The organism is Methylosinus trichosporium OB3b, from assembly GCF_002752655.1.
GTDB lineage: Bacteria > Pseudomonadota > Alphaproteobacteria > Rhizobiales > Beijerinckiaceae > Methylosinus > Methylosinus trichosporium.
The window spans coordinates 3,880,010-3,898,463 of the sequence record NZ_CP023737.1 but is presented as its reverse complement, the minus strand read 5'-3'; the positions used below and the strand labels follow the sequence as shown (position 1 = coordinate 3,898,463).

17 protein-coding genes are annotated in these 18,454 nt (G+C 67.2%); 10 read left to right on the top strand and 7 right to left on the bottom strand.

Annotated elements, in window-relative coordinates:
• Window positions 1-129: 129 nt before the first annotated feature.
• Window positions 130-1,305 carry an IS4 family transposase gene (locus tag CQW49_RS18425; protein WP_024749513.1) on the bottom strand — a complete coding sequence of 392 codons (1,176 nt, stop codon included), beginning with the start codon at window positions 1,303-1,305 and terminating at the stop codon, window positions 130-132.
• A 273-nt stretch (window positions 1,306-1,578) separates the two neighbouring features.
• Between CQW49_RS18425 and CQW49_RS18420 the strand changes: the two genes are divergently transcribed.
• Entirely contained in the window at window positions 1,579-3,663 is a 2,085-nt protein-coding gene (locus CQW49_RS18420) for a UvrD-helicase domain-containing protein (protein ID WP_003613723.1), read from the top strand.
• Here the strand turns inward: CQW49_RS18420 and CQW49_RS18415 are convergent.
• Together CQW49_RS18415 and CQW49_RS18410 are read right to left on the bottom strand one after the other, a co-directional pair.
• The gene (locus CQW49_RS18415; protein ID WP_003613725.1) at window positions 3,653-7,111 is read right to left on the bottom strand and encodes an ATP-binding protein; all 3,459 of its coding nucleotides are present in this window, start codon (window positions 7,109-7,111) and stop codon (window positions 3,653-3,655) included. The genes CQW49_RS18420 and CQW49_RS18415 overlap by 11 nt on opposite strands.
• Window positions 7,108-8,352 carry a metallophosphoesterase family protein gene (locus tag CQW49_RS18410; RefSeq protein ID WP_003613727.1) on the bottom strand — a complete coding sequence of 415 codons (1,245 nt, stop codon included), beginning with the start codon at window positions 8,350-8,352 and terminating at the stop codon, window positions 7,108-7,110. The genes CQW49_RS18415 and CQW49_RS18410 overlap by 4 nt, the downstream gene beginning before the upstream one ends.
• 283 nt (window positions 8,353-8,635) lie before the next feature.
• On the opposite strand from CQW49_RS18410, the gene CQW49_RS24765 reads away from it, so the two are divergent.
• Window positions 8,636-8,902: a hypothetical protein gene (locus CQW49_RS24765; protein WP_155931239.1), complete on the top strand. Its 267-nt coding sequence runs from the start codon at window positions 8,636-8,638 to the stop codon at window positions 8,900-8,902.
• Here CQW49_RS24765 and CQW49_RS18400 read toward each other — a convergent pair.
• The 4 genes from CQW49_RS18400 to CQW49_RS18385 form a co-directional block, all read right to left on the bottom strand.
• On the bottom strand, window positions 8,865-9,887 hold the full coding sequence (locus CQW49_RS18400; protein ID WP_003613728.1) for an aldo/keto reductase: 1,023 nt from the start codon (window positions 9,885-9,887) through the stop codon (window positions 8,865-8,867). The genes CQW49_RS24765 and CQW49_RS18400 overlap by 38 nt on opposite strands.
• Window positions 9,888-9,931: 44 nt before the next feature.
• A complete protein-coding gene (locus CQW49_RS18395; protein WP_003613730.1) occupies window positions 9,932-10,672 on the bottom strand; it encodes an SDR family oxidoreductase in 741 nt (246 codons plus the stop codon).
• 97 nt (window positions 10,673-10,769) lie between these two features.
• The gene (locus CQW49_RS18390; RefSeq protein ID WP_040566891.1) at window positions 10,770-11,060 is read right to left on the bottom strand and encodes a putative quinol monooxygenase; all 291 of its coding nucleotides are present in this window, start codon (window positions 11,058-11,060) and stop codon (window positions 10,770-10,772) included.
• 84 nt (window positions 11,061-11,144) lie between these two features.
• Window positions 11,145-11,333: a type 1 glutamine amidotransferase family protein gene (locus CQW49_RS18385; RefSeq protein ID WP_244441279.1), complete on the bottom strand. Its 189-nt coding sequence runs from the start codon at window positions 11,331-11,333 to the stop codon at window positions 11,145-11,147.
• 129 nt (window positions 11,334-11,462) lie between these two features.
• Between CQW49_RS18385 and CQW49_RS18380 the strand changes: the two genes are divergently transcribed.
• From CQW49_RS18380 to CQW49_RS18340, 8 genes are all read left to right on the top strand, one after another.
• On the top strand, window positions 11,463-12,371 hold the full coding sequence (locus CQW49_RS18380; protein WP_003613735.1) for a LysR family transcriptional regulator: 909 nt from the start codon (window positions 11,463-11,465) through the stop codon (window positions 12,369-12,371).
• 517 nt (window positions 12,372-12,888) lie between these two features.
• The gene (locus CQW49_RS18375; protein ID WP_003613737.1) at window positions 12,889-13,617 is read left to right on the top strand and encodes an RICIN domain-containing protein; all 729 of its coding nucleotides are present in this window, start codon (window positions 12,889-12,891) and stop codon (window positions 13,615-13,617) included.
• A gap of 66 nt (window positions 13,618-13,683) precedes the next feature.
• Entirely contained in the window at window positions 13,684-14,967 is a 1,284-nt protein-coding gene (locus CQW49_RS18370; RefSeq protein WP_003613739.1) for a ricin-type beta-trefoil lectin domain protein, read from the top strand.
• Window positions 14,968-15,269: 302 nt separating this feature from the next.
• Window positions 15,270-15,917: a VHL beta domain-containing protein gene (locus CQW49_RS18365; protein WP_157926092.1), complete on the top strand. Its 648-nt coding sequence runs from the start codon at window positions 15,270-15,272 to the stop codon at window positions 15,915-15,917.
• A gap of 117 nt (window positions 15,918-16,034) precedes the next feature.
• Window positions 16,035-16,496 carry an STY0301 family protein gene (locus CQW49_RS18360; protein WP_003613744.1) on the top strand — a complete coding sequence of 154 codons (462 nt, stop codon included), beginning with the start codon at window positions 16,035-16,037 and terminating at the stop codon, window positions 16,494-16,496.
• 38 nt (window positions 16,497-16,534) lie between these two features.
• Window positions 16,535-17,044, top strand: a complete 510-nt coding sequence (locus CQW49_RS24760; RefSeq protein WP_003613747.1) for a hypothetical protein — start codon at window positions 16,535-16,537, stop codon at window positions 17,042-17,044.
• Window positions 17,045-17,884: 840 nt separating this feature from the next.
• Entirely contained in the window at window positions 17,885-18,169 is a 285-nt protein-coding gene (locus CQW49_RS18345; RefSeq protein WP_003613749.1) for a hypothetical protein, read from the top strand.
• Between the two features lie 44 nt (window positions 18,170-18,213).
• The gene (locus CQW49_RS18340) at window positions 18,214-18,447 is read left to right on the top strand and encodes a hypothetical protein (RefSeq protein ID WP_003613751.1); all 234 of its coding nucleotides are present in this window, start codon (window positions 18,214-18,216) and stop codon (window positions 18,445-18,447) included.
• The last annotated feature ends 7 nt before the right edge of the window (window positions 18,448-18,454 follow it).

The window sequence follows — 18,454 nt, the reverse complement described above, 5'->3', positions numbered from 1 at the left end:
CGGCCACCCTTCGAGACGCCCGCTGCGCGGGCTCCTCAGGGTGAGGGGGGAATTTGAAAGAGCGTAGAGCGTTTATAGAAATGAAGGGCGCTCTCCTTCTCCCACTCGTGCACGGCTGTCCGGGGAAAATCAGGCATAGGCGAGCTCCAGCTGCCTCGGCGATATGCGCCGCCGCGCGGCCTGATATTTGGGCGGCGGCCGTTCGAGTCTGTCGATCGGTCGCCGCTCGAACAGAAACCTGCCGGCGAGCTCCGAGAACCGCAGATGCGCGAGTTCGATATCGTGGCGGTGGGCGGCGATGCGCAGCAGCACGAAAGCGATCATCGCCGCGATCAGCTGCAGCCGCACGGCGTTCTCGTTTTCGCCGAGAAACTTGCGGATGTTGAGATGCTGCTTGATCCAGCGGAACAGCAGCTCTATGGCCCAGCGCGCCTTGTAGAGCGCGGCGATCTCGACCGCCGAACGCGTCATGTCGTTGGTGATCACGACGATCTCCTGCGGCTTGCCGTCCTTCAGCGCATCGCGTCGAATATGAAGGCGACGCAGCCGCATTCGCAGCTTCGAGTCGCCCTTGCTGGCGAGCTTGACCTCGCAATCCCTGAGCACGGTGTAACCTTCGCCGCGCGTTTGCGGCATCTCCCGCTCCGCGACGTCGGCGAGGCGGGTGTTGCTCTTGGGACGCGAGACGAAGAGAGCTCCGGCCTCGTGAATGCCCCTCCACCATTTGAAATCGTAATAACCCTTGTCGAAGACATAGGTCGCGCCGGCCTCGATCGGCGTCTTCTTGCCGATCTCGACATCATTGACATTGGCGGGCGTGACCTCGACGCAGAAGGGGCGATCGATCCCGGGATCGTAGACGACATGCATCTTCATGCCGTGGATGCGGCCGTTCGAGCGGGCGAAGTCGTGGAATTTGCTCAACGGGATAGGCGTCGAATCGATGAGGCGCAGGAGTTCTGCGCCGTCGCGCCGGGTTCTGCGGTCGAGTTCGCAGGAGAGGCGCGCGAACAGATCGGCGAAGACGCCGACGGGCCGGCGTGCGTTGGCTTCGGCGAGGGTGGAGCGGGCGATCCTGCGGACGCCGAGGTGATAATGGGAGCCGCTGTTGGCGTTGAAGGCGGCCTCGAGGCTGCGCAGGCTCGTTTCGCCGCCGAGCTGAGCGGCGATCAGGACGACGAGATGATCCCAGCTCTTGAAGGATTTGTCGTAGGCGTCGCCCTTGTGGCGCGCGACGATTTGGCCGAACGCGCGACGATCGATCGGCTTGAGCAAGTCGACAAAAACGCTATTCTGGAAGCGCATGTCTGGTCCTTTATTTTCCAGTCTCGACAACCGGAAAATACCCCGAAACCTTCGGAAGTACCAGGCATGCGCCCGCGACTTATCGACTCATTCCCCGGACAGCCGTGCACTCGTGGGAGAAGGTGGCCCCGCGTAGCGGGGTCGGATGAGGGCGCTTCGACGTTCGCGCTCGCATTCGAAGGGCCCTCATCCGACCCTTGCTTCGCAAGGGCCACCTTCTCCCGCGAGCGGGAGAAGGAACGCGCGGCGAGATTGCTGAAGTGAGATTGGTCCATGGAATTCCGCATCGCCGACACATTCACCGACTCCCTGGCGCGGCTTCCCGCGCCGGATCAAAAAGCCGTGAAGACCTCGGCCTTCGATCTCCAGACCAATCCCCAAAACCCCGGCCTGCAACTTCATCGCATCGAGAATTCCAAGGACCGGAATTTCTGGTCCGTGCGCGTCAATCGCGACATTCGCATCATCGTCCACAAGACCGAGGCGAGCATGCTGCTCGCTTATGTCGATCATCACGACAGGGCCTATGCCTGGGCCGAGCGGCGGCGGATCGAGGCGCATCCCAAGACCGGCGCCGTTCAGATCGTCGAGGCGCCCGAGCGCAGGGAGCTGCCGCTGTTTACGCCGCGCGAGAGCGCCGGGGCGCCGCCCTTTGCAAAATTGTCGGACGACGAGCTGCTCTCGATCGGCGCGCCGGCGGATTGGCTCGCCGACATTCGCGCGGCGAGCGAGGACGGCTTTCTGGAGCTGGCGCCGCGCCTTCCGGCGGAGGCCGCCGAGGCGCTGCTGCAATATGCGACGACCGGCCTGCTGGCGCGCCCGGCGCCCGCGCCCGCCGATCCCTACGCCCATCCGGACGCGCTGCGGCGGTTCCGCGTCGTGGAGAATATCGAGGAGCTGGCGCAGGCGCTCGATGCGCCCTGGGACAAATGGGCGGTGTTCCTGCACCCTTCGCAGCGCGATCTCGTCGAGCGGAACTATTCCGGCCCGGCGCACGTCGCCGGCTCGGCGGGCACGGGCAAGAGCGTCGTCGCCGTGCATCGGGCCGTGCGGCTGGCGCGCGCTTCGGTCCAAGCCCGCGTGTTGCTGGCGACCTTCTCCGATCCGCTCGCCGCGGCGCTGGAACGCAAGGTCCGGCTGCTCGCCGGCGCCGACTCGGGGCTGTTGTCGCGCATCCTGGTGGCCTCGCTCCCTGTCATCGCCGCCGAGCTGTTCGAGCTCGCCTATGGCCATCGTCCCCATGTCGCGACGCCGGACCGGCTCGCTCGCGCTCTGGAGAAAGCCACTGACGCGGCCGAGGGGCCGGTCAACGCCAATTTCCTGCGCTCAGAATGGACCCATGTCGTCGACGCCTGGCAGGTCGAGGATTGCGCCGCCTATCTCGCGGTTCCGCGTCTCGGCCGCAAGAACCGGCTCGGCTCCAAGCAGCGCGAGCGTCTATGGCCGATCTTCGCGGCGGCGCGGGAGAGCCTCGAGACGCGCGGCTTCACCACTTGGCCGGGCGTCTTTTCCACGGTGACGCGGCATTATGCGGAGCGGACGGAAAAGCCCTTCACCCATGTCGTCATCGACGAGGCGCAGGATCTCGGCGTTCCGGAGCTGCGCTTCGTCGCCGCCGTGGCGAACGCAAGCGAGAACGGGCTGTTCTTCGCGGGCGATCTCGGCCAGCGCATCTTTCAGCGGCCCTTCTCCTGGGGCGCGCTCGGCGTCGACATTCGCGGGCGCTCGTCCTGCCTGAAGGTGAATTATCGCACCTCGCATCAAATCCGCCGCGCCGCCGATCGGCTCTTGCCGAAGGAGATTCGCGATGTCGACGGCGTCGCCGAGGCGCGGGGCGGCACGGTCTCCGTCTTCAACGGCGCCGAGCCGCGCGTGCTCGTGGCCCCGGACGCGGCCGCGGAGATCGATGCGGTCGCGGCCTTTCTGATGGAAGCGCTGGCGAGCGGCGTCGATGCGAGTGAGATCGGCGTCTTCACGCGCAGGCCCGAGGAGCTTTCGCGGGCGCAGGCCACTGTCGCCGCAGCCGGCCGCGAGCCGATGGAATTGTCCGAGCGCGGCGACGAAGCCGGCGTGCGCATCTCGATCGGCGGGGTGCATCTCGCCAAGGGTCTCGAGTTCAAGGCCGTGGCGGCGATGGCCTGCGACGAGGAGATTCTTCCGGTGCAATCCCGCATCGACTCGGTCGCCGACGAGGTCGAGCTCGAGGGTGTCTATGAGACCGAGCGCCAACCGTTCTATGTCGCCGCAACGCGCGCGGGATCGGCTGCTGATCAGCGGCGTGGCGCCGGGCTCGGAATTCCTGCGGGATTTTACATGATCATCACGACGCCGGACCCACTCGGCCCCACTACAGCATGACCACATCCGCCGCGTCCCGCAGCGTGTCTCTCGCTATATCGGCGACATGGCGGTGATGGGTGAAGAGGATCGCCTGGCGCGCGCGACCGAATTCGGCGAGCAGGCCGAGCGCGCAGGCGACGCGCGCTTCGTCGAAGCTCGCCAGCAGATCGTCGCCGACGAAGGGCAGCGGCTGCGAATCGCGCAGCTCGAGCAGAGCGAGGCGCAGCGACAAGAACAATTGGTCGCGCGCGCCTTCGCTCATTCCGGCGACGGGCACGCGCACGCCGTCCGGGCGCAGCCCCGCCAAGGTCGGCGCGTCGCCCTCGTCATAGTCGACGCAGAGCCCCGCGAAGGCGCCGGCCGTCGCCAGCGCGAACAAGGCGGAGGCGCGCAGGATCAGCGGGTCCTGCACCGCGGCGCGATGGCGCTCTATGGCCCGCGCGGCGAGACGCGCGGCGGCGGCGCGCGTGATCCAGCGCTCCGCGACGCTCAGCAGCTCTGCGCCGGCCTCGGCTTTCTCATGCGCGGCGGCCTCGGCGTCCCGTCCCGCCGCCAGCCGCTCGCGCGCCGCCTCCGCCTCGTGCCGAAGCTTGGCGGCCGCTTCTATATCGGCGAGGAGCTGGTTTTGATCGACGCTCAGGCGCTCGATCTCCGTCGGCAGCAGATCGGCGTCGAGACCGTCCTGCTCGGCGCGCAGAGCGTCTTCGTCATAGCCGTCGCCGATCTCGACGAGATCGTGGCGAATCGACTCGATCTCTTTCGCCACGGCTTGCCGCCGCTCGAGCCGAGCCAGCGCCTCGGCCAGCGATGTGAGAGCGTCGAGACCGAGCGCGAGCCTCGCGTGTTCCAAGATCGCATCGATCCTCGCCTTCTGCGTCAGCAGCGAGGCGCGCGCGACCTCGCGCTTGTCGATCGATTCCGTCAGCGCGTCGCGACGGCTCCGCGCCATGCGCGCCGTATCGAGACGCGCGATGACCGCCTCGACCGCCGTCAGCGGCGCGTTGCCGTCGATGTGCGGCGCCGTCGCTGCAACCAAGCGCGCGACATCGGCGGCGAAAGCCGCCATATCCTCCTCCATCCGGGAGATGCGGCGGCTCAATTCCTCGAAATCTTTCTTTTGCACGGGCACGTCGCGCCAGATCGCCAGCGCCGCCTCGGCCTCGGCGATCGTCGCCTCGGCGGCGAGCCCGATCGCGCTCATCCGCGCCGGCCATTGCGCGCTCGCCGTCTCGCGCGTCTCGCGCGCTCGCTCGCTCGCGGCTTCGCGTCGTTCGACCTCCTCCTGCGCATGCTGCCGGCGGATGGCGCGCTCGCGCGCCCCAGTCCAGATTCGCTGCAAGCGGGCGAGCCGGCCGGCCGCATCCTTGTGCAGCAGCTCTATCGGCATGGACGGATCATCGTCGCCGCCGAGGTCCAGAACGAGCCGCGCCAATGCGCTGCGATGCGCCGCGAGCTTGCCCTCGAGCGCCGCCGCCTCGCATCCGCGATCCGCAAGACGCCGCCGCCGCTCCGTCAATTCGCCGATCTGCGTCAGCCAATGGGCCATCGCCGCGGGCGCGCGCGGAACGACGCCGCTGCGGCTCCACAGTTCCATCCAGGCGGCCTGAGCCGCGGACTTTCGCTCGTCGAGCGCCGCTTGCGCGTCGAGCAGATCGGCGAGCTTGCGCTGCTCTTGCGCGAGCCGCTCGCGCGCGGTCTCGAGACGCGAGGCGCGGTCGGCGTCGGAGAGGAGAACATCGGTCACTGCGTCGATGTCGCGCGTCTCGGCGCGCAGCCTGCCGAAATTCTCGCGTCGCTCGGACGGCGCCCCGTCGAGAGAGGCTTCGAGCGCCGAGGCGGCGGCGTCGCGGCGGGCGCGGGCGGCGAGCAGATCGTCACGGGTCGCGGCCGCTCCGGCGCGCGAATGCCGCTCGATCTCGCTTTCGATCCCGGCGAGGGTCGCGCGCGACGTCGCAATGTCGGCGGCCGAGCGCTTCACTTGCTCGGCAATCTCGGCATCGCTGGCGCGCGCCGCCTCTATCGCGCCTTCGTCCGGCAGCGGGCGGCGCGCCAGCTCGCTGAGCGCATTCGCCGGCGGGTCGAGCCGCGCCGCATCCGCGGCGATGCGCGCCTCCTCGAGCGCGTCCTGCGCGCGCTCGCGGCGCAGCCGATCGGCGTCGCCGGCCACTTCGGCGAAGGCCTCGAGGCGTCGCGAGTACGGTTCCGGATCGGCGAGATAGGCTTCGCTCTCCGCGGCGCCTTCGAGCTCGCGCTGCTTCTGCCGCGCCCGCTCCAGCTCGCCCAGCGCATCGGCGCAGCGCTCCTCGGCGCGCCGGCGCTCGTCGACGGCCGCGCGCGCGGCGGCCAGGGCGGGGTCGGTCGGCATGCGCGCGAGGAGCTGCTCGAAGGAGGCGAAGCCGAGCCGGCGCGCCGTCTCGGTCAGCGCATCGCCGGCGAGGCGCTGCTCGCTCTGGCGCTTGGGCAGATCGACCTGCGCCTTGCGTATGGCGCCGAGCCGCTCGCGCAGCTTCTGCGCTTCGGCGTCATGCGCCAGCAGTGTTTCATCGACGGCGAGCGCGGCGATCGTCGCCCGATCCTCGGCGTCGTCGGCGGCGCAGGCGGCGAGCCTCTCGTCGAGCGTTTCGGCCTCCTTCCAGGCGGCGCGCCAGCGCGCCGTCTCGTCGGCGGCGACCGGGGGGAGGTCGGCGAAATCCGCCAATTCCGCGCTCGATGCGGCGAGGCGCAACAGGCGCGGCCGGGTGCGCGTCGCGCGCCGGCGAAGCGCGAGCGCGCGACCGATCTCCTCATGTGCGCCGCGCAGCGCGTCGCATTTGCGCCGAGCCTCCTCGACCAATTCGTCGGCGGCCTTCAGAGCGTCCGCGGTGACGATGGCGTCGCGCAGACGCTTCTCCGCCTCGGTGAAGCGCGTCTCGGCGATATAAAACTCCCTGGAAGCGGCGCGGCGCGCCCCGAACAGCGCCTCCGCCTCCGCATCGAGCCGGGCGCGCAGCCGCGACAGGGCCGAGAGCTGCGCGGAGGAGGCGGCGAGCGTCTCCGCCAGACGTCCGCCCGCCTTCAGCAATTCCTGGCCGCCGTCGCGTAGAGCGCGGGCGGTGAGGCCGAACTCGGAAAAAAAGCTCTCGCGCGTCGCGGCGCCGAGCAACGGCGCCAGCAGCTCGTCGTCGAGCGGCTTGTCGGCCTCGTCGAGAAGCGTGTTCTTGTCGCCCTTGCGGCGCCTAAAGCTCAGCGCCGCGCCGTCGACGAGCCGCAGCCGCGCCCCGATCCGCAGCGTCCGGCTCTCATGCAGAAAGTCATAGGCGGTGCGCTTGCCGAAGCCGAACAGAAGATCGCCTATGCCGGAGAGCGCCGAGGTCTTGCCCGCCTCATTGGCGCCGAGCACGATATGCAGCCGCGCGTCGGGCCGGAAGGTCAGCGCGCGGTCGGTGAAGGCGCCATAGCGCTCGAAATGCAGCTCCTCGATCCTCACGCGGCGTCCTCCCGCTCGAGCGCGCCGAGCAGAAGATCGCGGGCGGTCTCGGCGAGCGGCGCCAGCGCCGCCGGATTGGCGGAAAATTCGGCGCGCAGGCCGCGCGGCAGCTTGTCGCTCACAAGCTCGGCCAGCTCGGCGAGCGTCGCATCGAAGCCGGGGTCGGCGGCGGCCTCGCGCAGCAGCGTCTCGAGGTCGATCGCGTCCGGCGCGGCGGGCGCTCGCGCGCGGGCCGGCGGGCGCGTCGCGATCTCCAGCCTTTCGACCCAGCAATCCTCGGCGAGGCGGAAGCCGAGCGCGCGCGCCTCCTGCTCCAGCGTCTCGCGCCCCGCGACGAGGCGCTCATGCAGCGGCGTCGCGCCGATGAGCCGGATGCGGGCGGCGAGCGGCCGCGCCTCGGCCTGCGCATGAACGGCGCCGAGCCGCGCCTCTATGCGGGCGAGCGCCGCGGCCTCATCGGCGCAATCGTCGATCTCGACGAGCTCATGCGCCCAGCGGGCGGCGTCGAGCGACACCGGCGTCGCCTCGACGATGCGTCCGTCGTCGACGGTGATCCGCATCGCGCCCTTCGCGCCCGTCTCCTTGACGCTGCGGCCCTGAATATTGCCGGGATAGACGATCCACGGATCGCGCGCGACGATCTCCGCCGCATGGACATGGCCGAGCGCCCAATAATCATAGCCGAAGCGCGCGAGATCCTCGACCGTGCAGGGCGCATAGGCGGCGTGGCCGCGCGAGCCGTCGAGCGCCGTGTGCAGGACGCCGATATTGAGCCAGCCCTCGCGCCGTTCGGGATAGCTCGCGACGAAGGCGCCATCGACGAGGCGCGTGCCGAAGCTGCGGCCATGCAGAGCGACGCGCCGCTGCTCGACGAGCAGCGTCTCGGCGCGTGACGAGGAGAAGATTCGCACGTTCGGCGGATAGGGCAAGGACTTCGACATGAGGCTGTCGGCGTCGTGATTGCCCTTGACGATGAAGGTCGGAATCCCTTTGCGGTCGAGGCGGCCGAGCGCGCGCGCAAAGAAGAGGCCGGTCGTCACATCCTTCCAATCGCCGTCGAAAATATCGCCCGATATCACGACGAAAGCGGCGTCGGTCGAGATCGCCTCGTCGATCAGCGCCTCGACGGCGCGCCGTCCCGCCTGGGCGAAGCGCGCTGCGACGGCCGGGTCCTTGACGCCGAGACCGGCGAGCGGGCTGTCGATATGGAGGTCGGCCGCATGAAGAAAACAGAACCGCATGAGCGAAAAATCTCTGATTTGGGAGTCGGGCCGAACGAGACTGCCTTTTGGCGCAGGCGAATCTGCGTCGCCACATCGTAGCCGATCCGCTCGAATGCGTCACATCCGACACGACTCGGCCGACGAAGCCGGCGCGGCAGGCATCGGGACTGTCTGCGGTTCCCGGCAGAGGAGTTTCGAGGGCGAAGGTCGGTCAGGCGACGCTGCTGCGACAGCAGTCGAACGCGGCGCCGATCCGTGAAATCATGGAAGGCGCAAGTCCGCATGTGCGCGCGATCGTCGCATGCTGGCGCGCGGCAAGAAGGCGCCGCTCGCGATCACCGCGATCATGCGCGAGCTCGTCCGCTTAATATGGGCGACGCGCGGCAGGTCGAACCGAAGCGCGGGCGACGACATCGAGGCAGCGGCCGGGGCGTCGGCGCCGGCGCCGGCGACCATGCGATCGATCGGTCGAAGAGGAGGCGGTCGTGAGCGAAAGGCCGGCTCGATGCGGTTCGAGCCGGCGCGCCTTGTCACCGTGCAACAGGAGTGGGCGCGGCGGGGTCGATGAGGCCGGCGTCGCGTAGGCGGCGCCAGAACTCCACCGGAATGACTTCATCCATGGCGGCGCGATCCTCGGCGATTCGGCTCGGACGGCTCGCGCCCGGGATGGCCGCGGCGACCGCCGGATGGGCGAGCGAGAATTGCAGCCCGGCCGCCTTCATGCCGACGCCATGCTCGTCGGCGATCGCCTTGATTCGCGCCACCTTGTCGAGAATGGCCGGCGTCGCCGGCGCATATTCGAAATTGGGTCCGCCCACCAGCGCGCCCGAGCTATAGGGTCCGCCGACGACGATGCGCAGACCGCGTTCCGCCGCCATCGGCATCACGCGCTGAAGCGCCTTTACATGGTCGAGCAACGTGTAGCGGCCGGCCAGCAGAAATATATCGGGACGCGGCTCGTCGAGCTCCATAACGATCTCGATCGGCTCGACGCGGTTGACGCCGAGGCCCCATCCCGCGATCACGCCCTCCTCTCGCAGACGGTCGAGCGTGCGAAACGCTCCGAGGCGCGCGCTCTCGAACATGGCCAGCCATTCGTCGCCATAAAAGTCCTGCGCCACGTCATGGACGAAGACGAACTCGACATGGTCGGTCCTCAGGCGCTTCAGACTGTCTTCCAGCGAGCGCAGCGTCGCGCTCTCCGAATAATCATTGACGATGCGGTTCGGACGGCCATGCGCGAAGACGCCGCTCTTCTCGCCGAGATCGCGGGCGCCGACGTCCTCGACCTCGTCGAGGATGACTCGTCCGACCTTGGTGCTGATGACGTAATCCTCGCGCGGCTTCCCCGCCAAGGCTTCGCCCAAGCGCAGCTCCGCGAGGCCGGCGCCATAGAAGGGCGCGGTGTCGAAATAGCGGACGCCGTCGTTCCAGGCGGCTTCTACCGTCGCGAGCGCTTCCTCCTCGGGAATGTCGCGGAACATATTGCCGAGCGGGGCGGCGCCGAAGCCGAGCTTGCTCGGCAGAATCTTCTCTATGCTCACCGTTTCCATCCTTTGGCTCGCCCGGCGGCGGCTCTTGCCGCCTACCGCCTCGTTCAGAACTCCTGCGCGGTCGGGCGCAGCACGATTTCATTGATGTCCACATCCGCAGGCTGCTCGATCGCGAAAGCGATGGCGCGCGCGACGGAAGCGGCCGGAATGGCGATCTTGTAGAAGTCGATCACTCTCTCGCGTGCGCGGCTCGTCGTCGAATATTTGAGGTCGCTGTCGACGGCGCCCGGCTCGATCGATGTCACCCGGATTTTTTCGCCGATCTCCTGCCGGAGCCCCTCGGAGATTGCGCGCACGGCGAATTTGGTGCCGGAGTAGACCGTGCCGCCCGGCGCGAACACCTTCGTTCCCGCGACGGAGCTGATGTTGATGATATGGCCGCCGTCCTGCGCGACGAAGATCGGCAGAGCGGCGGCGATTCCATAGAGCACGCCCTTCAGATTGACGTCGATCATCGCATCCCATTCGTCGGTGTTCACCTCGATCATGGGACGGATCGGCATCAGCCCGGCGTTGTTGACGATGACGTCGAGCCGGCCGAAATCGGCGACCACCGCATCGACGACCGCCTTGACCTGATGCTTGTCGGTCACGTCCAGCGGATAGGCGCGCGCCTCTCCGCCTGCTTTCGTGATCTCGGCGACCACCGCGTCGAGCTTGTCCTTGCGGCGCGCCGCGACGGCGATGCGGGCGCCGCGCGCCGCGAGATGGCGTGCGGTCTCGGCGCCGAGTCCGACGCCGCCGCCGGTGATGAGCACGATCTTGCCTTCGATGCCTTCGCTCATGATGCAAATCCTCTTTTGTCGCGCGTGTTCGGCTTCCGCCGGAGACGAGGCCGACGGCTCCGGCCGTCTCGCGCCGTTGGAGACGATGATTGGGCGGTCAGCCCAGCTGCACGGGGTCGAGCGCCAAAGCCGTCCGTTCGGCGAGATCATTGATCGCCGCGAGATAGGCGCGGAAATGGGGCGTCTCGCGATGCGCCGCAACCGCTTCGCTGCTCGTGTAGAGCTCATCGAGCACGAAGCGCGCGGGGTCGGTCTGGTCGCGCCAAAGATCGTAGCGCAGATTGCCCGGCTCGGCGCGGCTCGGCGCGATCATGCCGGTGAGCAGCGCTTGAAGCGCCTCACTCTTGTCGGGCCGGGCGGTCAGCAGAGCGATGATTTTCACTGCCATGGTCTTCGATCCTTCATCTGTCGCGAGGAGCGCGACGCGCATGCGCAGCGCCCCGCCGGTCATGCGCGTTCTCATTTCATTTGCTTATTTCGGCGCGAGCGAGCGATCCAACGCCGCGACGAGGGCCACGGCGATCGGATGATCGGAGCGCGGGTTCTGTCCGGTGATGAGCTCGCGGTCGATGACGACATGCGGCGCGAAGTCGACCGCGCCGACGGAAACATCGCCGCCCGCCGCCGTCAGCGCGATCCGCGTGGCGTTGGAGACGATCACCAGCACCTTTCCCTTTGATTGCAGCCTCCATTGGCGCGCGTCCTTTGGAACGCCGCCAATATCCGCCTGCGCCTATCATTCTGTAGCTTTATTTCTTTTATTCTAGATATAGGTATGAGATTATAACTGATGCGCTATGATCTGAACCTGCTGCCCATCTTCGTCGCCTTGATGGAGGAGCGCAGCGTCACTCGCGCGGCGGAGCGGCTCGGCATGACGCAGCCGGCCATGTCCAACGCATTGGCGCGGCTGCGGGCGATGCTGCAAGATCAGCTCTTCATCCGCGGGCGCTACGGCGTGCAGCCGACCCCGATCGCTCTGGAGCTCGCTCCGGTGATCGCCGATGCGCTGACGAAGCTCGACGACGCCGTTCTGGGTCAGCAGGATTTCGATCCGGCGAAGGCGGAGCGTCTCTTCACCATCGCGCCCAACAGCTATGTCGAATATGTGCTGGCCCCGGCGATCGTCGCGCGGCTCGGGCGGATCGCGCCGGGGGTCACTTTGCGTCTCACGCCCTATGGCGCGGACCTCGCAGAGACCGGAGTCGTTTCCGGCGCCACGGCGATGGTTCTCGGCCGTATCGTCGACCCGCCGGACAATCTCGTCGTGCAGCACCTGATGGAGGAGAGCCTGGCCTGCGTGGTGCGGGCCGACCATCCCGAAATCGGCGACAAGATCACGAGGAAGCAGTTCGAGGCGCTGCGCCACGTCAATGTGGTTCCGCCCGGCCGCCTGCGCGCGGGGCTGTTCCAGGCGCTGGCGCGACAGGAGCTGCGGCGCGACGTCGCCATTTCGGTGACGAATTTCTTCGCCGTCGCGGAGATGGTGGCGGTCACCGATTATTGCGCGACCTTGCCGCGCCTCATCTGCCGCAAGCTCGCCGACGACCGACGGCTCAAAGTGCTGCCGGCGCCCGTCGATCTCGGAACCTTCCCGGTCGAGATGGCGTGGCACATGCACTATCGCCACGATCCCGCCCATCGCTGGCTGCGGTCTTTGATCGCCGAGGTCGCGAGCGATATCGCAGGCGACATTTGAGCGCGCCGCGCGTCGCCTCCGCCGAGTTCAGCGGCGTCGCCCCACAGGCTCGGCTCGCCGATGCTGGCCCGCATCGACGATCACAAGATCAAAGACCGCGCCGCTCTGCTGCCGTGGCGCTGGGCCGCCGATCAGCAAGCCAAAAAGTCGCCGCCTGATCGGCGCGCAGTCCGCCCTCACCGAAAATGATCTCCCTGCGTATTATCTCATCGGAGGCTGCCATGAGACACGCGGAGGCGGGCGCCGATCAGAGAGCTCGATGCGGTCATCCAATCGCTCGCATAGCCGTTCTTGGGGAAGCTCGTGGCGCCGCGTTCGACCATCGACGAATGAGCCGACTTGTCTTTTCGCTCGCCTGCTACGGAAAGATCCGTTCGGCCGTTTTTGGCGCAAGGTATTCCCGGTGCGGCGGGAGTTTGTCGGGCGAGAGCTTGTTGCCAAGCTCGCCCAGCACACTTAAGGTACAGCTGGCGGTGTCGAATTCGGCGACCCGACGCGGGCGAGAGGGGCGGGAAAAATGCGAAAGTCTGGCGCCGCCATCGTTCTGATGGCCACGCTCTGTTGCGTCTCCGCCGCCAGCGCCGCAGGCGCGCCGGGAGGTCCCGCCTACTGCCAGATGTACGCCTCGACGACTTCGGGCACGGTGGCCGATGCGCTGAAGCGCAAGTCTTCGTGCCTGGACTATAACAAGGGCGTGCATGCAGACTACAAGATGCACTATGATTGGTGCATGCGCACGCCGACCGCCGAGGTCGAGAGCGCGGCCAATCACATCCGCGATCTGGCGAACCGCTGTCTCGCCGCGGGCGGCAATGCGCGAGCGCCGGTTCCGGGCAAGGGAGTCGTTTCCCTATACGCCCGCTCGAACGGCAATTTGTGCCTCGGCGCGGTGACCGGCATGTTGAACGTCGGCTTGGTCACCAACTGCATGAAGCCTCCCGCGCGGATCAGGATCGATGCGGGCGGACGCCGCATCCGGGCCGGCGACTCGTCCACCCAGTGTCTGAGCTTCGCAGTCGGGAAATTTTCCGAGTTCAACGATCTCCTGGTCGCTCCCTGCAATCGCGTGATCGTGGACCTGATCTACGATCCGGCGACGACGCAGATCCGCACAAAGGGCGACTACTGCCTGGGCGTGGACGGCGCAGTGAGAGAAGGCGCGCGGCTGAAGATGCAGAGCTGCTCTCCGAACGAGGCCGGTCAAAAATGGGTGTTGGACAGCGCGGTCGCGCGTCCCCTGCGATAATCTTTCACGAATGAGACATGTGCGGCGCGTCGGCGCCGCGAGGGACGCAGACGCCAGGGGAACCGCATGCTTCGATCGATGCCCGAGACCGACAGCCGCGGGCGCAATTCGCGCCGCAGCCTGCCCGCGATGGGCCGCATCGCCATGGGCGTGTTCCTGCTGTCTGGTCCCGCCCTGGCGCAGGAGCAGGCGGGCGACGCCAAATTCTGTAGCGAATATGCCGAAACGGCCGCCACCGCGGCCGAGGATGCGATCACGCGCAACCCGGCCTGTCTCGACTACGGCTCCGGCGTTCACGGCGATCGGGCGATGCACGTCGAATGGTGCGCGCGCACCGCGAGAGACAAGGTGGAGGGCGCGGCCGTCCACATCCGCAGGCTCGCGAGCCGTTGCACGAAAGGCGCGCTCGTGACGCCGACGGAATATGGCGGCTATGACATCGCGGGCGGCGAGCAATTCGAACGCCCGTATGGGCAGGCGCGCCAGTGGCAGGTCAAGGCGGCGTTCAGCGGCCGCACATTCATGTATTGCGTCGCCGAAACCGGCGTGAACGAGCGCCCGGTGCGCCTCGGCTTTGATCTGGCCATGCCCGGCGAAAGCGGACAGTGGCAGCTCGCGGTCCCGGTGAAGGCGAAGAAGGACTGGCAGGGACGGCTCGAGATCGACGGCGCCGAACCCGCCGGCCGCGCGGGCGCCGATGTCAGCGGAACGGCGGTCGACGCCTGGACGATCGCATGGCTCAACATGGGCCATGTCGACGCCTTGCGGAAGGGCCACGCCGCTGTTCTGGGCGTCGGCAAGGCCGACTATGATTTCAGTCTCGAAGGGGTCGCGGCGGCGATCACGAAGATCGAGGAATGCCGGTCGCGAAAGGGCGCGGGCGCGTCGGCCGCCGCCCCGTCCCGGCCGATCGCGCAAGCCGCGCCGCCGCAGGACTCTGCCGTCGTGAACGCTCCGGTGACCTTCGCTCCGCTTGCGAAGCCTGGGCTTTGCGTCCGCCATCCCGGCGGCTCCGGGCCGGGATCGAGCGAGCTCGAGCTGTCGCGCTGCGACGCGCCGAAGGGCGTGATCTTTCTGCTCGAGGATCGCGGCGGGCCGATCCGTCTCTCCGATCGCACCGACTCTTGCGCCAGCGTCAACCGGCTGCCCGCCCCGCCGGAGAATGTGATGATCATCCCTTGTCGTAATTCGACCGATCGTTGGCGCTATGATGAGCGGTCGCGACAGATTCGCAATGGCGACAATTATTGCTGGACGGTCGAGGGCCGCGCTTTCCGCGCCGGCGCAAAAATCATCGGCGAGCCTTGCAGGCCGAACGCGCCCGAACAGCAGTTCGAGAGGCAGTTCTGATCCGACCGACGCGGCACCTGATCCTGCCGACGCTCTCCTGTCGCGGCGCTGCAGCCTCCTGGCGGGAAGAGGCGGATAGTCAGCGCGCGGTGTTGGCAGCCGATTGTAAGCGGCGAGATCAGACGATCGCACACACGAAGCTCGAGATCGAAGACATCGAAAACATCTTTGGCGAGTTTCGATACAGATAGTTCGACATCCCTTCCGCGCGCGGGAGACGTGAGAGCTCAGCCTGCAGCGGATACGATCGAAATCCAGTCTTTCGACCGAAGGGGTTACAGGAAGGGCAGGGAATTATGAAGATGTTGCTTGCAGCCATCGCTGCGACGGCGATGCTCGGCTGCGCGTCTGCCGCGGTCGCTATGCCCAACGATCCGGACACGACGCCTGGAGACGGGTATTTCTGCGACAAATATGCGTCGTCCACCAAACGATTCGTCGATGGCGTTCTCGCGCGAAAGCCGTCGTGCCTCGACTACGGCAAGGGAGTGCACGCCGATTACCAGATGCATTTCAGCTGGTGCCAGCGCACGCCGCGCACCGAGGTCGAGGGCGCCGCGCGCCACATCCGCGATCTCGGGCGTCAGTGCGTCGGCGTTGGCCGAGGCGGCAATTTCCGCGGTCCGGATATCGGGGGCCACAACGGCGGCGGCTCTTTCGGCGCCGGCTGTCCTGCGCCTGGCAGCGTGCGATCCGCGAACTCGAGTCAGCCGACCGTCATTCAATTCGCCAACAGCACCTTTCGAACGCTCAAGATCTATTGGCTGGACTTCAATGGCCAGCCCAAATTCTACCGCGAATTGAAGCACGGGCAGGACTACCGTCAGCCGACGTATATGACCCACCCCTGGATCGCGGTCGATGCGCGCGGCAATTGCGTCGATGGCGTGTTGAAGGCGTCACGGCCCGGCGACAATCTGATCGAGCTGTTCGGCGACGTCAGGAACTGAATGACGCCGAACACGCCATGCGTCGAAGACGTATCGCGCTGATCGCTGGAGCAGCGGCGCTTCCGCGGCGCGTTCCAGCGCAATTGATATCGTCAGATCGAACCAAGACAGAAGGTCATGCTTTTCACAAATAAACACCCTTGCCGGCGCCTTCCGGCCGGCGTCGCCCTTTGCGTCGGTTCCGCCGTCCTCGCGACGGCCGCCCTCGCCGACACAACGGTCGTCTGCCCGCTCCGCCTTCTGACGACCGATGTTTCGATCGCCGATCCGGCTAGGATCGCCGGCTTCGAGCCCATTGTCGGCGGGATGACGTCGTCGCAGTCCTGGCTGCAGAATGTGGCGGTCTACACGCCCACGGCGAACGCCGGCGCAGGCGTCCAAGGCGTCGCGCAGGGCAAGCGCAGAATCGCCTATGCATTCGACGGCGCGACCGAGGTTCAGGTCGCCTGCATTTTCGAAGGCGGCGTCACGCTCGTGCGCCCGGTCGGCACGCCCATGAGCTGCACGGCCGACATCAAGCCGAGCAAGGCGAGCGGCGGCGCATGGGGCATGGAGTCCGCGCGCTTCTCCTGTCGCTGACGCATGCCCTGGCTCTTCGACGTTTCCGGAGTTTTCCAATGATCCCTGCACGCGCGGTTCTCGGCGGTCTCATTCTTGTCCTCGGTTCATTCGGCGCGGCCGCCGATGATCGCATCGCCTGCCCGCTCACGCTCGACGTCGCCTACACGAAAGTCGCCAAGCTGGATTTCGGCGCGCCCGTTCCCGACGAACCGCTCGACATCGAGGGATTCGAGCCGCGCGTCGCGACGGCCACCGTGCGCCTGATCGCCCCCGACATAGCGCCCGGCGCGGATGCGAAGAACGAGATTTCGTATGGAATGGCCGATAATGCCGAGACGGCGAAGCCCGGCGAGCTGCTCGTCTTCACGATCTGGGCCGCGGGCGAAAAGGCGCCGGTCTTTCCCGCCTTCGTGACCTGCCACTACGAAGGCGGCCTCGTTCTGCAGCGCGCCCTGCCGGCTTCGACGCGCGCCTGCACGCTGCGGAGCGCTTGGAAAAAGTCGGCGCCGAATGAACCGACCACGCGCCAGCTCTACACACGCGCGGAATTCACCTGCCGACAGTAGCGAAAACGAGAGCCGCGAAGGCGGCGCTCGAGAGAGCGAAGAAAGAAACGGCATTCGCCGCTCGCGCGGCGGCCCGCGTGATCGAGACTGCGAGCCGAAGCGGGGCGGCTGTCCATCCGCTCAAAACAAGACTCGGAAACGGGACAGCTCGGGAGGAGGTAACGCTGTGGATATCGCGAAGAACGCCTTCACGGCCGATCTTCGCGCCGCCTTACGGCGGTTCTTCGCGACAATGCCGCCTGGGCGCTCGAAGTTTGCGATAACGGCGAGGACTGACGTCGAACTGCTCGCGAAGCCGACTGCGCGCTTCCCGAGGCGTCGCGGGCGACTCCAGACGGCTGCGCATTTCCGATCGATCGAGCCGATTAAACGATCTTCGCCTCCTGGAGAGCCGCAGGATCACCGATTGCGTCGCGGAGCCAATGACTTCCGCACTCTGGCGCCCGGGCGCGGCATTCTCCCGCCCCAGCCAGAAACTCGCAGATAAACGGAATCACGAGAAAGTCGCTCCAGCCGGGGCGCGTTTCCACATCCCTTGTGACACATGGCTGGCGCACCTCGGAGATTTCCGCGCCCGCCATCCCCCATGTCGTTTGTCGCGGCGCCCGTGCGATTGGCCGCCGAAACCAGCCGACAGGTCGCGTCATAGGATTCGGTTCGCGCCGAATGCGCCGAGGAAATCGCCCGCGTGAAGCGCATCGGCATCTTCGATCCCTACCATGTACATGGGATGGGCCGCGCGTCCGCCCGTTGCTAGGGAGAGACGAATTCGAGATCACCCTCGAGCTCCGCCCGCGCGGACCGCCCGGCGCGCCGTTCTCATCGCTTCGGGATTTCTACATGATCCGTCCGCTCTCCGTTCTTGCCGTGGCCGCCGCCATGCTCGCTCTGCCCTCGACGTCATCGCTCGCCGATCGCGCCAAGGCCGACGCTTGCGCCGCCGGCCTCTCTCCCGACGCCAAGCTGATCTACTCGTCGATCATCGGAAAGATGGCGCCGGGCGTCGATCTCGTCGCGACCGTGAAGTCGCAGGCGCGCTCCCTCGTCATGGCCGGAAAGCTCGAGCGCGCCCAGGCGCAGTCCGCCGCGCAGTCGGCGGGCGGCTGCCTCAGGCAAGCACTGTGATGAGCAGATTAAGCGAGCGGCCGATCACGAAAAGGAGATCGACGATGACGCCACTCACCTTGCGTTCGGGCCTTTGCATTTTCGGTCTGGCGATGGCGATCGGACCGGCGGACGCCGCCGTCTACTGCAAATATGCCGGCGTGCCCAAAGGCTGCGTCGCACGGCCCGGAGCGATGATCGCGCCGGGGCCGCGCGTCGCCAGACACGGCGCCGTCGTCGCTCGGCCCCGCGGCGGCGCCAATCTCGGAGGCCCCGTCAATCGTATCGGTCCTCGCTGAAGGCGCG

What these genes read in the sequence shown, in the direction of transcription:
- CQW49_RS18425 (WP_024749513.1), bottom strand. Translation starts at nt 1,305, where the DNA reads ATGCGCTTCCAGAATAGCGTTTTTGTCGACTTGCTCAAGCCGATCGAT.
- CQW49_RS18420 (WP_003613723.1), top strand. Translation starts at nt 1,579, where the DNA reads ATGGAATTCCGCATCGCCGACACATTCACCGACTCCCTGGCGCGGCTT.
- CQW49_RS18410 (WP_003613727.1), bottom strand. Translation starts at nt 8,352, where the DNA reads ATGCGGTTCTGTTTTCTTCATGCGGCCGACCTCCATATCGACAGCCCG.
- CQW49_RS24765 (WP_155931239.1), top strand. Translation starts at nt 8,636, where the DNA reads ATGCTGGCGCGCGGCAAGAAGGCGCCGCTCGCGATCACCGCGATCATG.
- CQW49_RS18400 (WP_003613728.1), bottom strand. Translation starts at nt 9,887, where the DNA reads ATGGAAACGGTGAGCATAGAGAAGATTCTGCCGAGCAAGCTCGGCTTC.
- CQW49_RS18395 (WP_003613730.1), bottom strand. Translation starts at nt 10,672, where the DNA reads ATGAGCGAAGGCATCGAAGGCAAGATCGTGCTCATCACCGGCGGCGGC.
- CQW49_RS18390 (WP_040566891.1), bottom strand. Translation starts at nt 11,060, where the DNA reads ATGGCAGTGAAAATCATCGCTCTGCTGACCGCCCGGCCCGACAAGAGT.
- CQW49_RS18380 (WP_003613735.1), top strand. Translation starts at nt 11,463, where the DNA reads ATGCGCTATGATCTGAACCTGCTGCCCATCTTCGTCGCCTTGATGGAG.
- CQW49_RS18375 (WP_003613737.1), top strand. Translation starts at nt 12,889, where the DNA reads ATGCGAAAGTCTGGCGCCGCCATCGTTCTGATGGCCACGCTCTGTTGC.
- CQW49_RS18370 (WP_003613739.1), top strand. Translation starts at nt 13,684, where the DNA reads ATGCTTCGATCGATGCCCGAGACCGACAGCCGCGGGCGCAATTCGCGC.
- CQW49_RS18365 (WP_157926092.1), top strand. Translation starts at nt 15,270, where the DNA reads ATGTTGCTTGCAGCCATCGCTGCGACGGCGATGCTCGGCTGCGCGTCT.
- CQW49_RS18360 (WP_003613744.1), top strand. Translation starts at nt 16,035, where the DNA reads ATGCTTTTCACAAATAAACACCCTTGCCGGCGCCTTCCGGCCGGCGTC.
- CQW49_RS24760 (WP_003613747.1), top strand. Translation starts at nt 16,535, where the DNA reads ATGATCCCTGCACGCGCGGTTCTCGGCGGTCTCATTCTTGTCCTCGGT.
- CQW49_RS18345 (WP_003613749.1), top strand. Translation starts at nt 17,885, where the DNA reads ATGATCCGTCCGCTCTCCGTTCTTGCCGTGGCCGCCGCCATGCTCGCT.
- CQW49_RS18340 (WP_003613751.1), top strand. Translation starts at nt 18,214, where the DNA reads ATGACGCCACTCACCTTGCGTTCGGGCCTTTGCATTTTCGGTCTGGCG.